The sequence below is a fragment of the Streptomyces sp. NPDC022910 genome, assembly GCF_055561075.1.
The window spans coordinates 63,732-80,180 of the sequence record NZ_JBVHHL010000016.1 but is presented as its reverse complement, the minus strand read 5'-3'; the positions used below and the strand labels follow the sequence as shown (position 1 = coordinate 80,180).

Here is a 16,449-nt window from a genome sequence, read left to right as displayed (position 1 = left end):
GGGGCAATGTCAGAGCTGACCCTCACGGTCATGCGGCTGGGTTTCCTGGCCGTACTGTGGCTGTTCGTGATCGTGGCCGTGCAGGTCATCCGCAGCGACCTGTTCGGTACGCGCGTCACACAGCGCGGCTCGCGCCGGGAGAGCGGGCGGCCTCAGCAGGCCGCCCGTCAGACGGCGCCCCCGCCGCAGCGCCAGCAGCCGAGCGCCGGCCGTCAGCGCCGCGGCGCCCCCACCAAGCTGGTCGTCTCCGAGGGCTCCCTGACCGGCACGACGGTCGCGCTGCAGGGGCAGACCATCACGCTGGGCCGCGCCCACGACAGCACCATCGTGCTGGACGACGACTACGCCTCCAGCCGGCACGCCAGGATCTACCCCGACCGGGACGGCCAGTGGATCGTCGAGGACCTCGGGTCCACCAACGGCACGTATCTCGACCGGACCCGGCTGACGACTCCCACACCGATTCCGCTGGGTGCGCCGATCCGCATCGGCAAGACCGTCATCGAGCTGCGGAAGTAGAACGACAATGAGCGAGCGGAGCGAGCACGCAGCGGCGGCCCACACCCCGGGCCCCGGCGCGCTCCCGACCGGAGGGTGGGCACCGTGCGGATGTACCCGGAGCCGACGGGCGAGGTGCGCATGAGTCTGTCACTGCGCTTCGCCGCCGGATCGCACAAAGGCATGATCCGCGAGGGCAACGAGGACTCCGGTTACGCCGGTCCGCGGCTGCTCGCGATCGCCGACGGGATGGGCGGCCAGGCCGCCGGCGAGGTCGCCTCCTCCGAGGTGATCTCCACGATCGTCGCGCTCGACGACGACATCCCCGGTTCCGACATCCTCACCTCGCTCGGCACGGCGGTGCAGCGCGCCAACGACCAGCTGCGGGCGATGGTGGAGGAGGACCCCCAGCTCGAGGGCATGGGGACGACGCTCACCGCGCTGCTGTGGACCGGTCAGCGGCTCGGCCTCGTCCATGTCGGCGACTCCCGGGCGTACCTGCTGAGGGACGGAGTCCTGACGCAGATCACCCAGGACCACACCTGGGTGCAGCGGCTCGTCGACGAGGGCCGCATCACGGAGGAGGAGGCCACCACCCACCCGCAGCGGTCCCTCCTGATGCGTGCGCTGGGCAGCGGCGACCACGTCGAACCCGACCTGTCCATCCGCGAGGTGCGCGCCGGCGACCGGTACCTGATCTGCTCCGACGGACTGTCCGGGGTCGTCTCCCACCAGACGATGGAGGAGACCCTCGCCAGCTACCAGGGTCCTCAGGAGACCGTGCAGGAGCTGATCCAGCTCGCCTTGCGCGGCGGAGGCCCCGACAACATCACGGTCATCGTGGCCGACGTCCTCGACCTGGACACCGGGGACACCCTCGCCGGGCAGCTGTCCGACACTCCGGTCGTGGTCGGCGCGGTCGCCGAGAACCAGCTCCACCTGCACGACAACGGCATCATGCAGACGCCCGCCGGCCGTGCGTCCGGCCTCGGCCGCCAGGTGCCCGGACAGGGCGGCGGGGGCGAGTTCGGCCCGCCCGGCAGCGGCGACACCACGGGATACATCCCCGCGGGCAGCTTCGGTCACTACACCGACGACGACTTCGTCAAGCCGCGCGGGGGCCGCAAGTGGCTCAAGAGATCCCTGTACACCGTTCTCACGCTCGGCATCATCGGCGGCGGGTGCTACGGCGCCTACCAGTGGACGCAGACGCAGTACTACGTCGGCGCCAACGGCCGGCACGTCGCCCTCTACCGCGGCATCAGCCAGGACCTGGCCTGGGTGTCGCTGTCGAAGGTCGAGAAGGACCACCCCGAGATCGAACTCAAGTACCTGCCTGCGTACCAGCAGAAGCAGGTCAAGGCGACCATCGCCGAGGGCGGTCTCAAGGCGGCCCAGACGAAGGTCTCCGAACTGGCCGTGCAGGCGTCCGCGTGCAAGAAGGAGAACGAGCGCCAGCAGGCCGAGAGCGCGAACAACGCCAAGACCGGCGAGGGCCAGGCCGGGGGCACCACGGGAACCACAAAGACCTCGTTGACGTCCAAGGCCTCGCCGACCCCGAACCCCTCGGGCTCGGCGACCAAGACCCCAACCGCACCCACTCCCACACCCGGCCCCACCCTCTCGGAGGAAGAGCAGAAGGTCGTCTCACTGTGCGGTAAGCAGTAAGCAAGCCGTGAGGGGCCCTGTCACACCATGAGCAGCAGTACGAACACGACGACGCACCACACGTCCACGATCGGCTCGATCGGCACGCCGAGCCGGCGCAACACCGAACTGGCGCTACTGGTCTTCGCCGTCGCCATCCCGGTGTTCGCCTACGCCAACGTGGGCCTCGCCATCAACAACAAGGTGCCGCCCGGCCTGCTGAGTTACGGCATCGGCCTAGGTCTGCTGGCCGGCGTGGGACATCTCGTCGTCCGGAAGTTCGCCCCGTACGCGGACCCGCTGCTGCTGCCGCTGGCCACGCTGCTCAACGGGCTCGGCCTGGTCGTCATCTGGCGGCTCGACCAGTCCAAGCTGCTGCAGTCGATCAGCCAGGCCGGCAACGCGGCGCCCCGCCAGCTGATGTACACCGCGATGGGCATCGCGCTGTTCGTCGTCGTACTGATCTTCCTCAAGGACCACCGGGTCCTGCAGCGCTACACGTACATCTCCATGGTCGGCGCGCTGGTCCTGCTGCTCCTGCCGCTCATCCCGGGCCTCGGGGCCAACATCTACGGCGCGAAGATCTGGATCCACGTCGGCAGCTTCAGCATCCAGCCCGGCGAGTTCGCCAAGATCGTGCTGGCGGTGTTCTTCGCCGGCTATCTGATGGTGAAGCGTGACGCGCTCGCCCTGGCCAGCCGCCGCTTCATGGGCCTGTACCTGCCGCGCGGCCGCGACCTCGGTCCGATCCTCGTGGTGTGGGCGATCTCGATCCTGATCCTGGTCTTCGAGACCGACCTCGGTACGTCGCTGCTGTTCTTCGGAATGTTCGTCATCATGCTGTACGTCGCCACCGAGCGGACCAGCTGGATCGTCTTCGGTCTGCTGATGTCCGCGGCCGGCGCCGTCGGCGTCGCCTCCTTCGAACCGCACGTGCAGCAGCGTGTCCAGGCGTGGCTCGACCCGATGAAGGAGTACACGCTCAGCCGCCAGGGCGTCGCCGGTCACTCCGAGCAGGCCATGCAGGCCCTGTGGGCCTTCGGTTCCGGCGGCACCCTGGGCAGCGGACTGGGCCAGGGCCACTCCGATCTGATCCGGTTCGCCGCCAACTCGGACTTCATCCTGGCCACGTTCGGCGAGGAGCTGGGCCTGGCGGGCATCATGGCGCTCCTGCTGATCTACGGCCTGATCGTGGAGCGCGGCGTGCGCACCGCCCTCGCCGCCCGCGACCCGTTCGGCAAGCTGCTCGCCGTCGGCCTGTCCGGCGCCTTCGCGCTCCAGGTATTCGTGGTCGCCGGCGGTGTCATGGGCCTCATCCCGCTGACCGGTATGACCATGCCCTTCCTGGCGTACGGCGGTTCGTCCGTCATCGCCAACTGGGCCCTGATCGGCATCCTGATCCGCATCAGCGACACCGCGCGCCGTCCCGCCCCCTCCCCTGCCCCGAGCCCCGACGCCGAAATGACCCAGGTGGTCCGCCCGTGAACAAGCCCCTGCGCCGGATCGCGCTCTTCTGCGGACTGCTCGTCCTCGCGCTGCTCATCCGCGACAACTGGCTCCAGTACGTCCAGGCCGACACCCTGCGCACCGACCCGCAGAACCGCCGTGTCCTGATCGCCCGTTACTCGACGCCACGCGGCGACATCATCGTCGACGGCAACCCGATCACCGGGTCCAAGAAGACGTCCACCAGCAGCGTCAACGACTTCGCGTACAAGCGCACGTACAAGGACGGCGCGATGTGGGCGCCGGTCACCGGCTACGCCTCGCAGGCCTTCGGCGCCACGCAGCTGGAGTCCATCGAGGACGGCATCCTCACCGGTTCCGACGACCGGCTGTTCTTCCGCAACACCCTCGACATGCTGACCGGCAAGCCGAAGCAGGGCGGCAACGTCGTCACCACGCTCAACGCCGCCGCGCAGAAGGCCGCGTACGACGGTCTGAAGAACGTCGGCGGCAAGGGCGCGGCTGTGGCGCTCGACCCGCAGACCGGCGCGATCCTGGCGCTGGCCTCCTATCCGTCGTACGACCCGTCGTCGTTCGCGGGCAACTCCACCTCGACCGACTCCAAGGCCTGGAGCGCGCTGCAGAAGAAGAGCGATCCGAACGACCCGATGCTGAACCGGGCGTTGCGCGAGACCTACCCGCCGGGCTCCACCTTCAAGGTGGTCACCGCGGCGGCCGCGCTGCAGAACGGGTTGTACAACAGCGCCGACCAGCACACCGACTCGCCGCTGCCGTACATTCTCCCGAACACCACGACCGAGCTGAAGAACGAGGGCAGCATCCCCTGCAAGAACGCGACCATGCGCGTCGCGCTGCAGTACTCCTGCAACACCGTGTTCGGCAAGATCGGCGCCGACCTCGGCAAGGACAAGATGCTGGCGGAGGCGAAGAAGTTCGGCTTCGACTCCGAGCAGTACACGCCGGTGCGCTCCAACGCCTCCAACTTCCCCGAGAAGATGGACAAGCCGCAGACCGCGCTCAGCTCGATCGGCCAGTACGAGACCGCCGCGACCCCGCTGCAGATGGCGATGGTCGCCTCGGCGGTCGCGAACGACGGCAAGCTGATGAAGCCGTACATGGTGGCCAAGCTGCAGTCGTCGAACCTCGACACCCTGGAGCAGACCCAGCCGCAGGAGCTGAGCCGGCCGCTGTCGGAGCAGAACGCCCAGATCCTGCAGTCGATGATGGAGACGGTCGTCCAGAAGGGCACGGGTACCAACGCGCAGATCCAGGGCGCCACGGTGGGCGGTAAGACCGGTACCGCCCAGCACGGTCTGAACAACAGCGAGAAGCCGTACGCCTGGTTCATCTCGTATGCCAAGCTCAGCGACGGCAGCTCGCCGGTGGCTGTCGCCGTGGTGGTCGAGGACGACAAGGCCAACCGTGACGACATCTCCGGTGGCGGTCTCGCCGCCCCCATCGCGAAGAACGTCATGGAGGCGGTCATCAACAGCAAGAAGTGACCCCTGTCACGTTCCCTTCACATCGGTGCACGTTGCGATACCGGTCCTGTATCGGGTGGCGGATGTGGCCAGGTCACGCACAGCGAGCCGGGTACCGTATGCCCGGACAGCACACCGCCGGACCACACGCGGGTGTGGTCGGGACCGACGGAGAGGGCTGGTAGGAAGCTATGGAAGAGCCGCGTCGCCTCGGCGGCCGGTACGAGCTGGGCCAGGTGCTCGGCCGTGGTGGCATGGCCGAGGTCTACCTCGCGCACGACACCCGGCTCGGCCGCACCGTGGCGGTGAAGACGCTGCGGGCGGACCTCGCACGCGATCCGTCGTTCCAGGCCCGGTTCCGCCGGGAGGCCCAGTCGGCCGCCTCGCTCAACCATCCCGCGATCGTCGCGGTGTACGACACGGGCGAGGACTACATCGACGGGGTCTCGATCCCGTACATCGTGATGGAGTACGTCGACGGGTCCACGCTGCGTGAGCTTCTTCACAGCGGCCGCAAGCTGCTGCCGGAGCGAGCGATGGAGATGACCATCGGCATCCTCCAGGGCCTGGAGTACGCCCACCGCAACGGCATCGTCCACCGCGACATCAAGCCCGCGAACGTCATGCTGACGCGCAACGGCCAGGTCAAGGTGATGGACTTCGGCATCGCCCGCGCCATGGGCGACGCCGGTATGACGATGACGCAGACGGCGGCGGTGATCGGCACGGCCCAGTACCTCTCGCCGGAGCAGGCCAAGGGCGAGCAGGTCGACTCCCGGTCGGACCTGTATTCGACGGGTTGTCTGCTGTACGAGCTGCTGACCGTCCGCCCTCCGTTCGTGGGCGACTCCCCGGTCGCGGTCGCGTACCAGCACGTCCGCGAGGAGCCCCAGCCGCCGAGCGTCTTCGACCCGGAGATCACGCCCGAGATGGACGCGATCGTGCTGAGGGCGCTGGTCAAGGACCCGGACTACCGCTACCAGAGCGCCGACGAGATGCGTCAGGACATCGAGGCGTGCCTCGACGGCCAGCCGGTCGCGGCGACGGCGGCGATGGGTTCCGTCGGCTACGGCGGCTACCCCGACGACCAGCCCACGACGGCACTGCGCTCCGACCCGGGCGCCGGCGCCACGACCATGCTGCCGCCGATGAACCCGGACGACGGCGGCTTCGGCTACGACGACCGCCCGGACCGCCGCCGCCAGAAGAAGTCGAACACGTCGACGGTCCTGCTGGTCGTCGCCGGAGTGCTGGTGCTGGTCGGCGCGATCCTCATCGGCAAGTGGATGTTCAGCGGCGGCGGGGGCGTGGGCAACGGTAACGTGCCCGTGCCCAACTTCGTCGGCCTGTCCCAGTCCGATGCGAAGCAGCAGGCGGACAATGCCGAGCTGAAGCTGTCCTTCACGCAGAAGCCCTGCGAAGACCAGAAGAAGGGCAACGTCTGCAGCCAGGACCCGACCGCGAACACCGAGGTCAAGAAGAACAGCACGGTCAATCTGGTGGTGTCCACGGGCGCGCCCAAGGTGGCGGTCCCCAACGTGATCAACAAGGACATCGACGCGGCCACGCAGCAGCTCGAAAACAAGGGCTTCCAGGTCAAGACCAAGCAGACGGAGTCCACGCAGACCGCGGGCACGGTCCTCAGCCAGAACCCGGACCCCGGTACAGAGCTGGAGAAGGGCTCGACCGTGACTCTCGAGGTCGCCAAGGCCGCGGAGACGACGACCGTGCCGGACGTGACCGACCAGAACTGTGACGCCGCCAAGCAGCAGATGCAGGCGAGCGGCCTGACGGGCAACTGCACCGAGGTGGACACCACCGACCAGAACAAGGTCGGCAAGGTCATCCAGACCTCGCCGGCGGCGGGCAGCACGGTCAAGAAGGGCTCCACGGTCACGATCCAGATCGGCAAGCAGGCCCAGAACAGCCAGGTCACTGTCCCGAACGTCCAGGGCCAGAAGCTGAAGGACGCCAGGAACATGCTTCAGCAGGCCGGCCTCCAGGTCGGCAACATCAACGGCTCCAACGACGACAACGCCGTCGTCCTCGGCTCCAACCCGACCCAGGGCCAGCAGGTCGCCCAGGGCACCGCGGTGAACCTGTTCACCGCGGACCAGAGCAACGGCAACAACGGCGGCACGAACTTCTTCGGCGGAGTGACCGGCACGAGGAACTGACCCGCCCGGTACGACGACTGAGCCCCGGCCCCTGATAAGGGGTCCGGGGCTCAGTCGTACGAGGGCTCAGTCGTAACGACCGGAGAGGAGCGGCGCTCAGCGCAGCTCCGCCGGCGGAGTCCGCTTGCTGTCCACCTTCTGCACCCGTTCCAGTTCGCCCCACACGATGTAGCGGTACTCCGACGTGTACACCGGGGTGCACGTCGTCAGCGTGATGTAGTGGCCCGGCTTCTTCACGCCCGCCTGCTTGGGGACCGCGGAGAGGACCTTCACGTTGTACTTCGAGGTCTCCGGCAGGATCGCGAAGACCTTGTAGACGTACCAGTCGTCCTTGGTCTCGAAGACGATCGGGTCGCCTTTCTGTACCTTGTCGATGTTGTGGAACTTCGCGCCGTGTCCGTCGCGGTGGGCGGCGAGCGCGAAGTTGCCGGTCTTGCCCGTCATCGGCAGCGTCGCCTTGACGGGGTCCGTGTAGTAGCCGGCCACGCCGTCGTTGAGGACGTCCGTCGACGTGCCCTTCTCGACCAGCACATCGCCGTTCTTCATCGACGGCACGTGCAGGAAGCCGATGCCGTCCTTGGTGTCCAGCGGGCCCGGCCCGCTGTCCTTCTCGGCCGCCCAGTGGTCGCGCACCTTGTCGCCCTCCCGGTTGGCCTTGCGGTCCGCTATCACGTTCGTCCACCACAGGGAGTAGACGACGAACAGACCGAGCACCAGGCCCGCCGTGATGAGCAGTTCCCCGAAGACGCTGACGGCCAGCGCGATCCGGCCGCGCCCACGCCGCCGCGGATGGGACCGGGAGTCGGAGCCCGGCGACGGCGCGTCGGTCTGCTCGTCCTGGTCGGTCGTCACTCCCACTGCATCCGCCCCGTCTGTTCCACGTACCTGTGAGTCCGCGTGCCCTACGACAGTCCGTGTGCCCTACGAAATGAGCGCGTCCGGTTTGCCCTTGCTGCGCGGCCGTTCCTCGACCATCTTGCCCCAGACGATCAACCGGTACTTGCTGGTGAATTCCGGCGTACAGGTGGTCAGTGTGATGTAGCGGCCCGGCTTGGTGAAACCGGACCCCTTCGGAATGGCGTCGAGCACACCGGTGTTCGACGGCGAAGTCACCGGCAGGATCGACGTCATCTTGTAGACGTAGTAGTCGTTCTGCGTCTCCACCACGATCTCGTCGCCCGGCTTGAGACGGTTGATGTACCGGAACGGCTCGCCGTGCGTGTTCCGGTGGCCCGCGAGCCCGAAGTTGCCCGTCCTGGCGTCCGGCATCGCCGTCTTCAGGCTGCCCTCCCCGTAGTGGCCGACCATGCCCTTGTCGAGCACCTTCGACTTGCTGGTGCCCTCCGCGATCGGCGCGACCACGTCCAGCTTCGGGATGTGCAGGATGGCAAAGCCCTCCCCGGGCGCGAACTCCCCTGGTGCCCGCTTGCCGCTCGCCCAGTCCTGCTGCAGGTGCTGTGCGGCGCTGCCCGCCTCCTGGTGCGCCCGCACGTTGGACCACCACAGCTGGTACGTGACGAACAGCAGCATCACCACACCGGTGGTGATGAACAGCTCGCCCACCACACGGCTCACCAGGACCCCCGGACCGGGCTTCTGGGCCCGTGCGGCCCTTCGGGCCTCCAGACGGGACCTGGGCGCCTCAGCGGCCGTCTCAGCGGGCTTCAGGACCGTCTGCGGCCCGCCGCTGACGTGCCGCCCGTGCCTCCTGGCCGCCTTGCGGCGCGCGGCACGGCCACCGGACGCGGGCACGGACCCACCGGCGCGCTCGGCGGCCCGTCGCGCCTCCTCGACGTCCGGGGCACGCAGCGCGACGGTCTCGTTGTCCACCGGCACCGGCCGTCCGTAGGAGGGGGCTGCCGGGGGTTCGCCGTAGGACGAAGGAGGCGCTGCCGTCGCGTCGTACGCCTGCTGCTGTGGCACCTGCTGTCCGTACGACGGATCCCCGTAGGCCTGCTCCCCGTACCCCGCGGCGCCGTGCCACTCCTGCCCCTGCCACGCGCCGACGCCCTCGTACGGCTGCTGCCCGTACGAGGGTCCGGCTTCCGCGGCGCCCCCGTAGGCGGCGCCGGTCTCGCGCTCGGGGCGCAGTGCGGTCACGCCGTGGCCCTGCCCACCACCGGGGCGAGCCCCGCCGACCTCGCCACGGCCCCCTGGTCACCGCACACCGCCAGCCAGTTGGCCAGCATCCGGTGGCCGTGCTCGGTGAGCACCGACTCGGGGTGGAACTGCACTCCCTCCACCGGGAGTTCCCGGTGCCTGAGACCCATGATGATCCCGTCGTGCGTACGCGCCGTGACCTCCAGCTCGGACGGCACGGTCTCCGGCTCGGCGGCCAGGGAGTGGTAGCGGGTCGCGGTGAAGGGGGACGGCAGGCCTGCGAAGACACCCTTGCCCTCGTGCTCGACCAGCGAGGTCTTGCCGTGCAGCAGCTCCGGCGCGCGGTCGACGACACCGCCGTAGGCCACCTGCATCGACTGCATGCCCAGACAGACACCGAAGACGGGGACGCCGGTCGTGGCGCAGTGCCGCACCATCTCCACGCAGACACCCGCCTCCTCGGGAGTGCCGGGCCCGGGCGACAGCAGCACGCCGTCGAAGCCGTCCTGAGCGTGCGTGGTCGACACCTCGTCGTTGCGCAGCACCTCGCACTCGGCGCCCAGCTGGTACAGGTACTGCACCAGGTTGAAGACGAAGCTGTCGTAGTTGTCGACGACGAGAATGCGCGCACTCACTGGTTGTCCACCGTCACATCGTTGAAGGGCAGCAGCGGTTCGGCCCACGGGAAGACGTATTGGAAGAGGATGTAGACCACGGCCAGGATCAGCACGACGGAAATCAGCGCCTTCAGCCATGCGTTCCCCGGCAGATGCCGCCAGATCCAGCCGTACATGCCGTCCCTTCCGTCTCACCACGGCACCAGACTCACGCCGTACGCCACCAGACTAACGGCGCAGAGCCGCCGGTTTCCCTGCCTCCACAGGCTGAGTGGAATCAAGATGCGCCCAGACGATCAGCCGGTGACTGTGCCCCCACTCCGGATCGCACGTGGTCAGCGTCAGATAGCGTCCGGGACGCGTATACCCGGACTTACGTGGCACGGGGTCGATCACCTCAACGTCCGTAGGCACGGTTTTGTAAGGGCCTTTGTCGATCCGATACGTGAACCACGTGGTTCCGTCGGTGAGGACGACCGCGTCACCGGGCCGCAGCTTCGGGAAGTCCTTGAGGGGATCACCGTACGTGCGCCGGTGGCCGGCGACGGCGAAGTTGCCCTCCTGCCCGAGCTGGGCGGTGCCCGCGTAGTGGCCGAGCCCCTTCTTCAGGGTGCCCACGGCCGTGTTCTCGAGCACGGGCTTGTTCCACGTGAAACCGAGCCGCGGGAGGTACATGACGGCGAACGGCTTGCCGGGGAGGTAGGGCGCCGGTTTCCCGGGGCTCGCCGAGCTGCCGGGGGCGGCCGTCGGCTCGACCGTCCCCTTCGACCACTGCCGCTGCAGCTGGTCGATCTGGTCGTTCATCGCGCCGTCGGCCTTCATCCCGGTCCAGAACAGGACGTAGACCACGAAGAGCACGATGAGCGTGCCGACAGTGATGCACAGTTCGCTGACGGTCCTGACGACCAAGCGCACCGACACAGGTCCCCCAGCGGCAGCGGTTGCGGGGCTCTACCCCACAGGCTTCGCGTACTGCAGATCCACTGTGCCCGAGTAGCCGGGAAGAGTCACCGTCCCGTCCCCGGTGACTTTCCAGCCGAGGCCGTAGACGTTGACGTACACCATGTAGTTCTGGATCGCGGGCGAGGCCGCGAGCGCCTTCTGGAGTTTGTCCGGGTTCCCGATGGCGGTGATCTTGTACGGGGGCGAGTAGACGCGGCCCTGGAGGATCAGGGTGTTGCCGACGCAGCGCACGGCGCTGGTGGAGATCAGCCGCTGATCCATGACCTTGATGCCCTGAGCGCCGCCTTCCCACAGGGCGTTCACCACGGCCTGCAGGTCCTGCTGGTGGATGACCAGGTAGTCCGGCTGGGGCTCGGGGTAGCCGGGGAGCTTTGCGGTGGCGCCCGGCGGGGCGTCGTTGAGCGTGACCGTGACGGCCTTGCCGGTGAGCTTCTGGGTGCCGGCGTTCTTCTCCAGCGCCGTGAGCCGCCCTTCCTCGGCCTTGCTGGTGCCGCCGCCGGTGCGCTTGGCCAGGGCCTCCACGTCGTCGCGCAACGCGGCGTTGGACTCGTCGAGCCGGGCGTTCTTGTGGCTGCGGTCGTGAATGAGGTCGGAGAGCTTCAGCAGCGAGGAGTCGGTGCGGATGTTGGTGCCCTTGGCGGTGTTGAAGCTCGTCATGAAAAGGAGACCGGCGAGCGCGAAGACGCCCACGGTGAGCACGCGCACCGGCCTCAGCCGGCGCGTGCGCGCGGAGGCGGACCCTGTTTCCGGGGAACCGGAACCCTCCCGGGGGGAGTCGGCAGTATTGCTCAACGTACCCTTATCTCCTTCGGCGCCGCGGAAGCACTACGCTAACGGACGCCCGGGGGAGCGCTCAGTGTCCCCTTGTACGCTGCCCCGGAGCCCGCCCCAGTTCCCTGCGCGGCCACGCAGCGCATCGACAGGAGAGACCCTCGTGCCGAAGTCACGTATCCGCAAGAAGGCCGACTACACGCCGCCGCCGTCCAAGCAGGCCACGGCCATCAAGCTGACCAACCGTGGCTGGGTCGCACCGGTCATGCTCGCCATGTTCCTCGTCGGTCTCGCCTGGATCGTCGTCTTCTACGTGACCGACGGCTCGCTGCCGATCCACGCCCTGCGCAACTGGAACATCGTCGTGGGCTTCGGATTCATCGCGGCGGGATTCGGCGTCTCCACACAGTGGAAGTAGCGGCTCCCACCCGCTCGCGGTCGGCTCTGCCCAAGACCGTGCGCTGAGTTATCCACAACCTTGTCCACAGAGTCGCCGACCAGTGGAAAAAGAACGACGATCTGTGGATAACCCGTCCCTGCTTGACACCGGTATGACGGAATCACCGGCCTCCGCAAACCTGTTCGCCCCCTGTCCCACCTGGGAAAACTCCAGTCAGTGACAGGGGGCACGCACGTTCCCGGCTCCGTGCACAAGATCCGCCACCGACTGTGGACAACGTTGGGTACAACCTCGGGCTACGGCCTGTGCACATCGGCTGTTCAGGTGAGCTGGGCGGTCCTGATCACCGTCATGAGAACCACCGCGGCCAGCACCAGCGCGCACACCCCGTACTGCACGAGGGGCCGCCGCTCACGGGGGGCGTGGACCATCGCGTAGCCGACGACGACACCGCCGACGAGGCCGCCGATGTGGGCCTGCCAGGCGATGTTGCTCCACCCGAAGGTGAAGATCAGGTTGATCACCAGCAGCGCGATGACGGGCCGCATGTCGTAGTGGAGCCGACGCATGAGCACGGCTGTGGCGCCGAAGAGCCCGAAGATCGCGCCGGAGGCACCGAGCGAGGGCTGATTCGGGGCGGCGATCAGATAGGTGAGCGCACTGCCGGCAAGCCCCGAGGCGAAGTAGAGCGCAAGATAACGGGCGCGGCCCAGAGCCGCCTCCAGCGGGGCGCCGATCCACCACAGACTGAGCATGTTGAACAGGATGTGGACATAGCCGCCGTGCAGGAACATCGCGGTCAGCAGCCGGTACCACTGGCCCTCCGCGATGCCCTCGACCGAGCCGAAGAGCGGTACGTAGGCCTGGCCGAGGAGCTCGAACCGGTCGGTGAAGCGGTCACCGACCGACAGCTGCACCAGGAAGACGGCCAGATTGATCCCGATCAGCAGCTTGGTCAGCAGCCGGGGATCGGCGGTCACGGTGCCGCCCGCGAGCGTCCGCGGCCGGGAGGCGTCCGGGGCGTGGCCCGTGCCGGACCCGCTGCGGACGCAGTCCGGGCACTGGAAGCCGACCGAGGCGTTGACCATGCACTCCGGGCAGATGGGGCGCTCACAACGCGTACAGCGGATACCCGTCTCGCGGTCCGGGTGCCGGTAGCAGACCGGCAGCTCGCGGGCGCCGTGCGGTTCCTGGTTCGGCGGCCCCTGCGGCGGGCTGCCTGGCGCCTGGTCCATGGGGTCCCCTCACTCTCCGTACGACGGGCTGCCCCGCCCTTCCTTCTACGGACGGGCGGGGCGCTTTTGTTCCCTCGTGCGGTATGCCCTGTGGGGCTCAGCCCTGGCGGGTCTCGACGACGACCGACTCGATGACGACGTCGTTGACCGGACGGTCCGTGCGCGGGTTGGTCTGGGTGGTGGCGATGGAGTCCACGACCTTCTGGCTGGCCGCGTCGGTGACCTCGCCGAAGATGGTGTGCTTGCGGTTCAGCCAGGCCGTCGGCGAGACCGTGATGAAGAACTGCGAGCCGTTGGTACCCGGACCGGCGTTGGCCATGGCCAGCAGGTACGGCTTGTCGAAGGCGAGGTCCGGGTGGAACTCGTCCTCGAACTGGTACCCAGGGCCGCCGGTGCCGTTGCCCAGCGGGTCACCGCCCTGGATCATGAACCCGCTGATCACCCGGTGGAAGACCGTGCCGTCGTAGAGCTTCTTCGTGGACTTCTCACCCGTCGCGGGGTGGGTCCACTCACGCTCGCCCTTGGCGAGCTCGACGAAGTTACGGACCGTCTTGGGCGCGTGATTCGGCAGAAGCCGGATCTCGATGTCGCCGTGGTTGGTCTTCAGGGTGGCGTAAAGCTGCTCAGCCACGATCTGCCTTCCGTTGTCCTCTGTGACACCCCGATCCTCGCACGGTACGCGCCCGGCGTCGCCCGGCCACCACCCCTGGGCGAACATCGTCGGGTCGTTCCTCTGGTGAACCGGGGAAACGGGCAGGGTCCCGGGCGTGTCGGGACCCCGTCGCACGGCCCCGGCTCGCAGAAAAACCGGTCGAGTCGTGTCGTCGCGGGAGCGTGGCGCGACGATCCGTGGCATTGTCGTGGACAAGCTCCTGTTGCCCCGTATTCATCCGCTATTGCACGTGATCAGCACATACCCAATGATCATTCCGATCGTCGCCCACCCGGACGCGGACCGGGGCCGTCCACTATGGACCGCATGACCCGGATGCCCCTCCTCACATGCCCGGGAGTCCTTCGAGAGGCATGATCCGTAAAAGGCTGGAAAGTCGAATTACCGTACGCCACCGAGGAGGAGGAAGCCGTGACCCGCATTGACAGCGTGCGCGCCGCGACCGGTACGGCGAAGGACAGCGTGCTGCATGCCGCGGAAGTGGTGGCGCCCTACGCCGACACGGCCAAGGACAAGGCAGCGCACTACGCACACGAGGCGCGCGTCCGTCTCGCGCCCAAGATGTCGCAGGCCGCCGAACAGGCCCGCGTCCAGTACGACGTCCATCTCGCTCCGCGCCTGGAACAGGCCCGCACCCATGTGCCGCCCAGGGTTGACCAGGCCGCCCACGAGGCCGCCACCTACACCCGCAAGGCTGCCAAGGCTGCCCGGCAGGCGGCCGACTACTCCCGTCCCAGGATCGAGCATGCGGTTGCCGTGGCAGGTCCCGTACGGGAGGAGGCAGCGGCCCGTGGAGCGGCGGCGATGGCCGCGCTGCGCGGCCAGGTCTCGCCGCGGCAGATCGAGAAGCTGGTGCGCCGGCAGCAGCGGCGGGCCAAGGCCGGCCGTATCGCCAAGGGGCTGGCGGTGCTGGGCGCTCTGGCCGGCGGGGCCTTCGCCGCCTGGAAGTGGTGGGACAAGCAGGCGAACCCCGACTGGCTGGTGGAGCCGCCCGCCGCGACCGAGGTACCGCAGGACGACCGCCTGACGTCGGTGGACGGCAGCGGTCCGAGCGTGCTGGACCCCGAGGTGCAGGCGAAGCAGTCCGAGGACGACTCCTCGGAGAACGACGACCGCCGCTGAGACTGAGACCCGGAGACCGCCCGGTCCCGAGCTGGGTGCAACGATGCCGTGGGGCAGGAGACTTGAGGTTTCCTGCCCCACGGCGATGTTTCACGTGGAACGCCGTGGAAGGCACCCAACGCCAGGGAAGGCACCCAACGCCGCGGAACGCCGGTGGAGCGTTTACGCCTTCCCCTCGCGATGACGTTTGCAACGCACCATGTGTGCAAGTTCCGTGGAGACTTCCCTTACGGAGCGCATCTTTCTGCTTACGCACCTTAGCGACCCAGACTTACACAAGGGCTCTCATATCCCCCCACGTCACCCTTCGGCGGGACCGGCCATCCCAACGGGACCCTGCGCACCCCCGTCTCCTTGCAGTCGTTTGCGCAAAGAAACGCAATGGCTGCAAATCCCTCTGTGTGACACGGCTCACCGCATACAGAAAACCGGCCAGCCGCCGAGAGGGCGTCTGACCGGTCCGAAGTGTGGAGCCTAGGGGAGTCGAACCCCTGACATCTGCCATGCAAAGACAGCGCTCTACCAACTGAGCTAAGGCCCCGAAGAGACGCGTCCGGCCGATGAAACAACGATCGGCGGGCGCTGCGGACCAGCGTACCGGGTCACCCCCCGTATCTCCCAAAAAAGATGGGGGTCCCCGTGGGCGACCACTCTCCGTAAGATGCTCGTCGTGGTTCGCTACAGCGAACCACGGTATTTGGGGAAGCGATGGGGAGACGCAATGGACGCCGCACAGCAGGAAGCCACCGCAAGAGCGCGGGAGCTGCAGCGGAACTGGTACGGGGAGCCTTTGGGGGCGCTCTTCCGTAAGCTCATCGACGATCTCGGGCTCAACCAGGCTCGTCTCGCCGGCGTGCTGGGACTGTCCGCTCCGATGCTGTCACAGCTGATGAGCGGTCAGCGCGCCAAGATCGGCAATCCCGCGGTGGTCCAGCGGGTGCAGCTGCTTCAAGATCTGGCGGGGCAGGTCGCGGACGGCAGCGTGAGCGCCGCCGAGGCGACCGAGCGGATGGACGAGATCAAGAGGTCGCAGGGGGGCTCTGTGCTCAGCAACACCACACAGACGACCAGCAGTTCGGGTGCACCCACGGTCAAGCGGGTGGTCCGCGAGATCCAGTCGCTGCTGCGCTCGGTGGCGGCGGCGGGGGACATCATCGAGGCGGCGGACACCCTCGCCCCGACCCACCCGGAACTGGCAGAGTTCCTCCGGGTGTACGGCGCCGGCCGCACTTCCGACGCGGTCGCCCACTATCAGTCCCACCAGAACTGAGCCGACGCCTGGGCCGCCGGGGACTCTC

General features: G+C 68.0%; 16 protein-coding genes and 1 tRNA gene. 8 read left to right on the top strand and 9 right to left on the bottom strand.

The window, feature by feature from the left end; genetic code table 11:
- Window positions 1-6 precede the first annotated feature (6 nt).
- The 5 genes from ACZ3TS_RS17785 (at window position 7) to pknB (ending at window position 7,270) form a co-directional block, all read left to right on the top strand.
- Window positions 7-519 carry an FHA domain-containing protein FhaB/FipA gene (locus ACZ3TS_RS17785; protein ID WP_467618775.1) on the top strand — a complete coding sequence of 171 codons (513 nt, stop codon included), beginning with the start codon at window positions 7-9 and terminating at the stop codon, window positions 517-519.
- 90 nt (window positions 520-609) lie between these two features.
- The gene (locus ACZ3TS_RS17780) at window positions 610-2,166 is read left to right on the top strand and encodes a Stp1/IreP family PP2C-type Ser/Thr phosphatase (RefSeq protein WP_467618910.1); all 1,557 of its coding nucleotides are present in this window, start codon (window positions 610-612) and stop codon (window positions 2,164-2,166) included.
- A gap of 27 nt (window positions 2,167-2,193) precedes the next feature.
- Window positions 2,194-3,630, top strand: coding sequence for an FtsW/RodA/SpoVE family cell cycle protein (locus ACZ3TS_RS17775; RefSeq protein WP_467618773.1), 1,437 nt, complete (start codon window positions 2,194-2,196; stop codon window positions 3,628-3,630).
- Window positions 3,627-5,114: a peptidoglycan D,D-transpeptidase FtsI family protein gene (locus tag ACZ3TS_RS17770; protein ID WP_467618771.1), complete on the top strand. Its 1,488-nt coding sequence runs from the start codon at window positions 3,627-3,629 to the stop codon at window positions 5,112-5,114. The genes ACZ3TS_RS17775 and ACZ3TS_RS17770 overlap by 4 nt, the downstream gene beginning before the upstream one ends.
- A gap of 170 nt (window positions 5,115-5,284) precedes the next feature.
- A complete protein-coding gene (pknB, locus tag ACZ3TS_RS17765) occupies window positions 5,285-7,270 on the top strand; it encodes a Stk1 family PASTA domain-containing Ser/Thr kinase (protein ID WP_467618769.1) in 1,986 nt (661 codons plus the stop codon).
- A gap of 96 nt (window positions 7,271-7,366) precedes the next feature.
- On the opposite strand, the gene ACZ3TS_RS17760 is transcribed toward pknB, so the two are convergent.
- From ACZ3TS_RS17760 to ACZ3TS_RS17735, 6 genes are all read right to left on the bottom strand, one after another.
- Entirely contained in the window at window positions 7,367-8,128 is a 762-nt protein-coding gene (locus ACZ3TS_RS17760; protein ID WP_467618767.1) for a class E sortase, read from the bottom strand.
- 63 nt (window positions 8,129-8,191) lie between these two features.
- On the bottom strand, window positions 8,192-9,370 hold the full coding sequence (locus ACZ3TS_RS17755; RefSeq protein ID WP_467618766.1) for a class E sortase: 1,179 nt from the start codon (window positions 9,368-9,370) through the stop codon (window positions 8,192-8,194).
- Window positions 9,367-10,005 carry an aminodeoxychorismate/anthranilate synthase component II gene (locus ACZ3TS_RS17750; protein ID WP_467618764.1) on the bottom strand — a complete coding sequence of 213 codons (639 nt, stop codon included), beginning with the start codon at window positions 10,003-10,005 and terminating at the stop codon, window positions 9,367-9,369. Before ACZ3TS_RS17750 ends, ACZ3TS_RS17755 begins: the two co-directional genes overlap by 4 nt.
- The gene (locus ACZ3TS_RS17745) at window positions 10,002-10,163 is read right to left on the bottom strand and encodes a hypothetical protein (protein ID WP_467618761.1); all 162 of its coding nucleotides are present in this window, start codon (window positions 10,161-10,163) and stop codon (window positions 10,002-10,004) included. Before ACZ3TS_RS17745 ends, ACZ3TS_RS17750 begins: the two co-directional genes overlap by 4 nt.
- 52 nt (window positions 10,164-10,215) lie before the next feature.
- Window positions 10,216-10,902 (bottom strand): class E sortase, encoded by a 687-nt coding sequence (locus ACZ3TS_RS17740; protein WP_467618760.1) that lies wholly within the window; start codon window positions 10,900-10,902, stop codon window positions 10,216-10,218.
- Window positions 10,903-10,938: 36 nt separating this feature from the next.
- Window positions 10,939-11,742 (bottom strand): DUF881 domain-containing protein, encoded by an 804-nt coding sequence (locus ACZ3TS_RS17735; RefSeq protein ID WP_467618758.1) that lies wholly within the window; start codon window positions 11,740-11,742, stop codon window positions 10,939-10,941.
- Window positions 11,743-11,884: 142 nt separating this feature from the next.
- On the opposite strand from ACZ3TS_RS17735, the gene crgA reads away from it, so the two are divergent.
- Complete coding sequence (crgA, locus tag ACZ3TS_RS17730; protein ID WP_467618757.1) at window positions 11,885-12,139, top strand: cell division protein CrgA; 255 nt, start codon at window positions 11,885-11,887, stop codon at window positions 12,137-12,139.
- A gap of 302 nt (window positions 12,140-12,441) precedes the next feature.
- Here the strand turns inward: crgA and ACZ3TS_RS17725 are convergent, their stop codons facing one another.
- Both ACZ3TS_RS17725 and ACZ3TS_RS17720 read right to left on the bottom strand, forming a co-directional pair.
- The gene (locus ACZ3TS_RS17725) at window positions 12,442-13,356 is read right to left on the bottom strand and encodes a rhomboid family intramembrane serine protease (protein WP_467618755.1); all 915 of its coding nucleotides are present in this window, start codon (window positions 13,354-13,356) and stop codon (window positions 12,442-12,444) included.
- 97 nt (window positions 13,357-13,453) lie between these two features.
- Window positions 13,454-13,987 carry a peptidylprolyl isomerase gene (locus ACZ3TS_RS17720; protein WP_467618754.1) on the bottom strand — a complete coding sequence of 178 codons (534 nt, stop codon included), beginning with the start codon at window positions 13,985-13,987 and terminating at the stop codon, window positions 13,454-13,456.
- 453 nt (window positions 13,988-14,440) lie between these two features.
- On the opposite strand from ACZ3TS_RS17720, the gene ACZ3TS_RS17715 reads away from it, so the two are divergent.
- Window positions 14,441-15,151: a DUF5324 family protein gene (locus ACZ3TS_RS17715; RefSeq protein WP_467618753.1), complete on the top strand. Its 711-nt coding sequence runs from the start codon at window positions 14,441-14,443 to the stop codon at window positions 15,149-15,151.
- A 468-nt stretch (window positions 15,152-15,619) separates the two neighbouring features.
- Here ACZ3TS_RS17715 and ACZ3TS_RS17710 read toward each other — a convergent pair.
- Window positions 15,620-15,692 (bottom strand) — tRNA-Ala (locus ACZ3TS_RS17710).
- 180 nt (window positions 15,693-15,872) lie between these two features.
- Between ACZ3TS_RS17710 and ACZ3TS_RS17705 the strand changes: the two genes are divergently transcribed.
- Window positions 15,873-16,421 carry a helix-turn-helix domain-containing protein gene (locus tag ACZ3TS_RS17705; protein ID WP_467618751.1) on the top strand — a complete coding sequence of 183 codons (549 nt, stop codon included), beginning with the start codon at window positions 15,873-15,875 and terminating at the stop codon, window positions 16,419-16,421.
- Window positions 16,422-16,449: the final 28 nt, after the last annotated feature.

Excerpts from the sequence above, each read along its gene's own strand:
- ACZ3TS_RS17785 (WP_467618775.1), top strand. The coding sequence starts at position 7 with ATGTCAGAGCTGACCCTCACGGTCATGCGGCTGGGTTTCCTGGCCGTA.
- ACZ3TS_RS17780 (WP_467618910.1), top strand. The coding sequence starts at position 610 with ATGTACCCGGAGCCGACGGGCGAGGTGCGCATGAGTCTGTCACTGCGC.
- ACZ3TS_RS17775 (WP_467618773.1), top strand. The coding sequence starts at position 2,194 with ATGAGCAGCAGTACGAACACGACGACGCACCACACGTCCACGATCGGC.
- pknB (WP_467618769.1), top strand. The coding sequence starts at position 5,285 with ATGGAAGAGCCGCGTCGCCTCGGCGGCCGGTACGAGCTGGGCCAGGTG.
- ACZ3TS_RS17745 (WP_467618761.1), bottom strand. The coding sequence starts at position 10,163 with ATGTACGGCTGGATCTGGCGGCATCTGCCGGGGAACGCATGGCTGAAG.
- ACZ3TS_RS17725 (WP_467618755.1), bottom strand. The coding sequence starts at position 13,356 with ATGGACCAGGCGCCAGGCAGCCCGCCGCAGGGGCCGCCGAACCAGGAA.
- ACZ3TS_RS17705 (WP_467618751.1), top strand. The coding sequence starts at position 15,873 with ATGGACGCCGCACAGCAGGAAGCCACCGCAAGAGCGCGGGAGCTGCAG.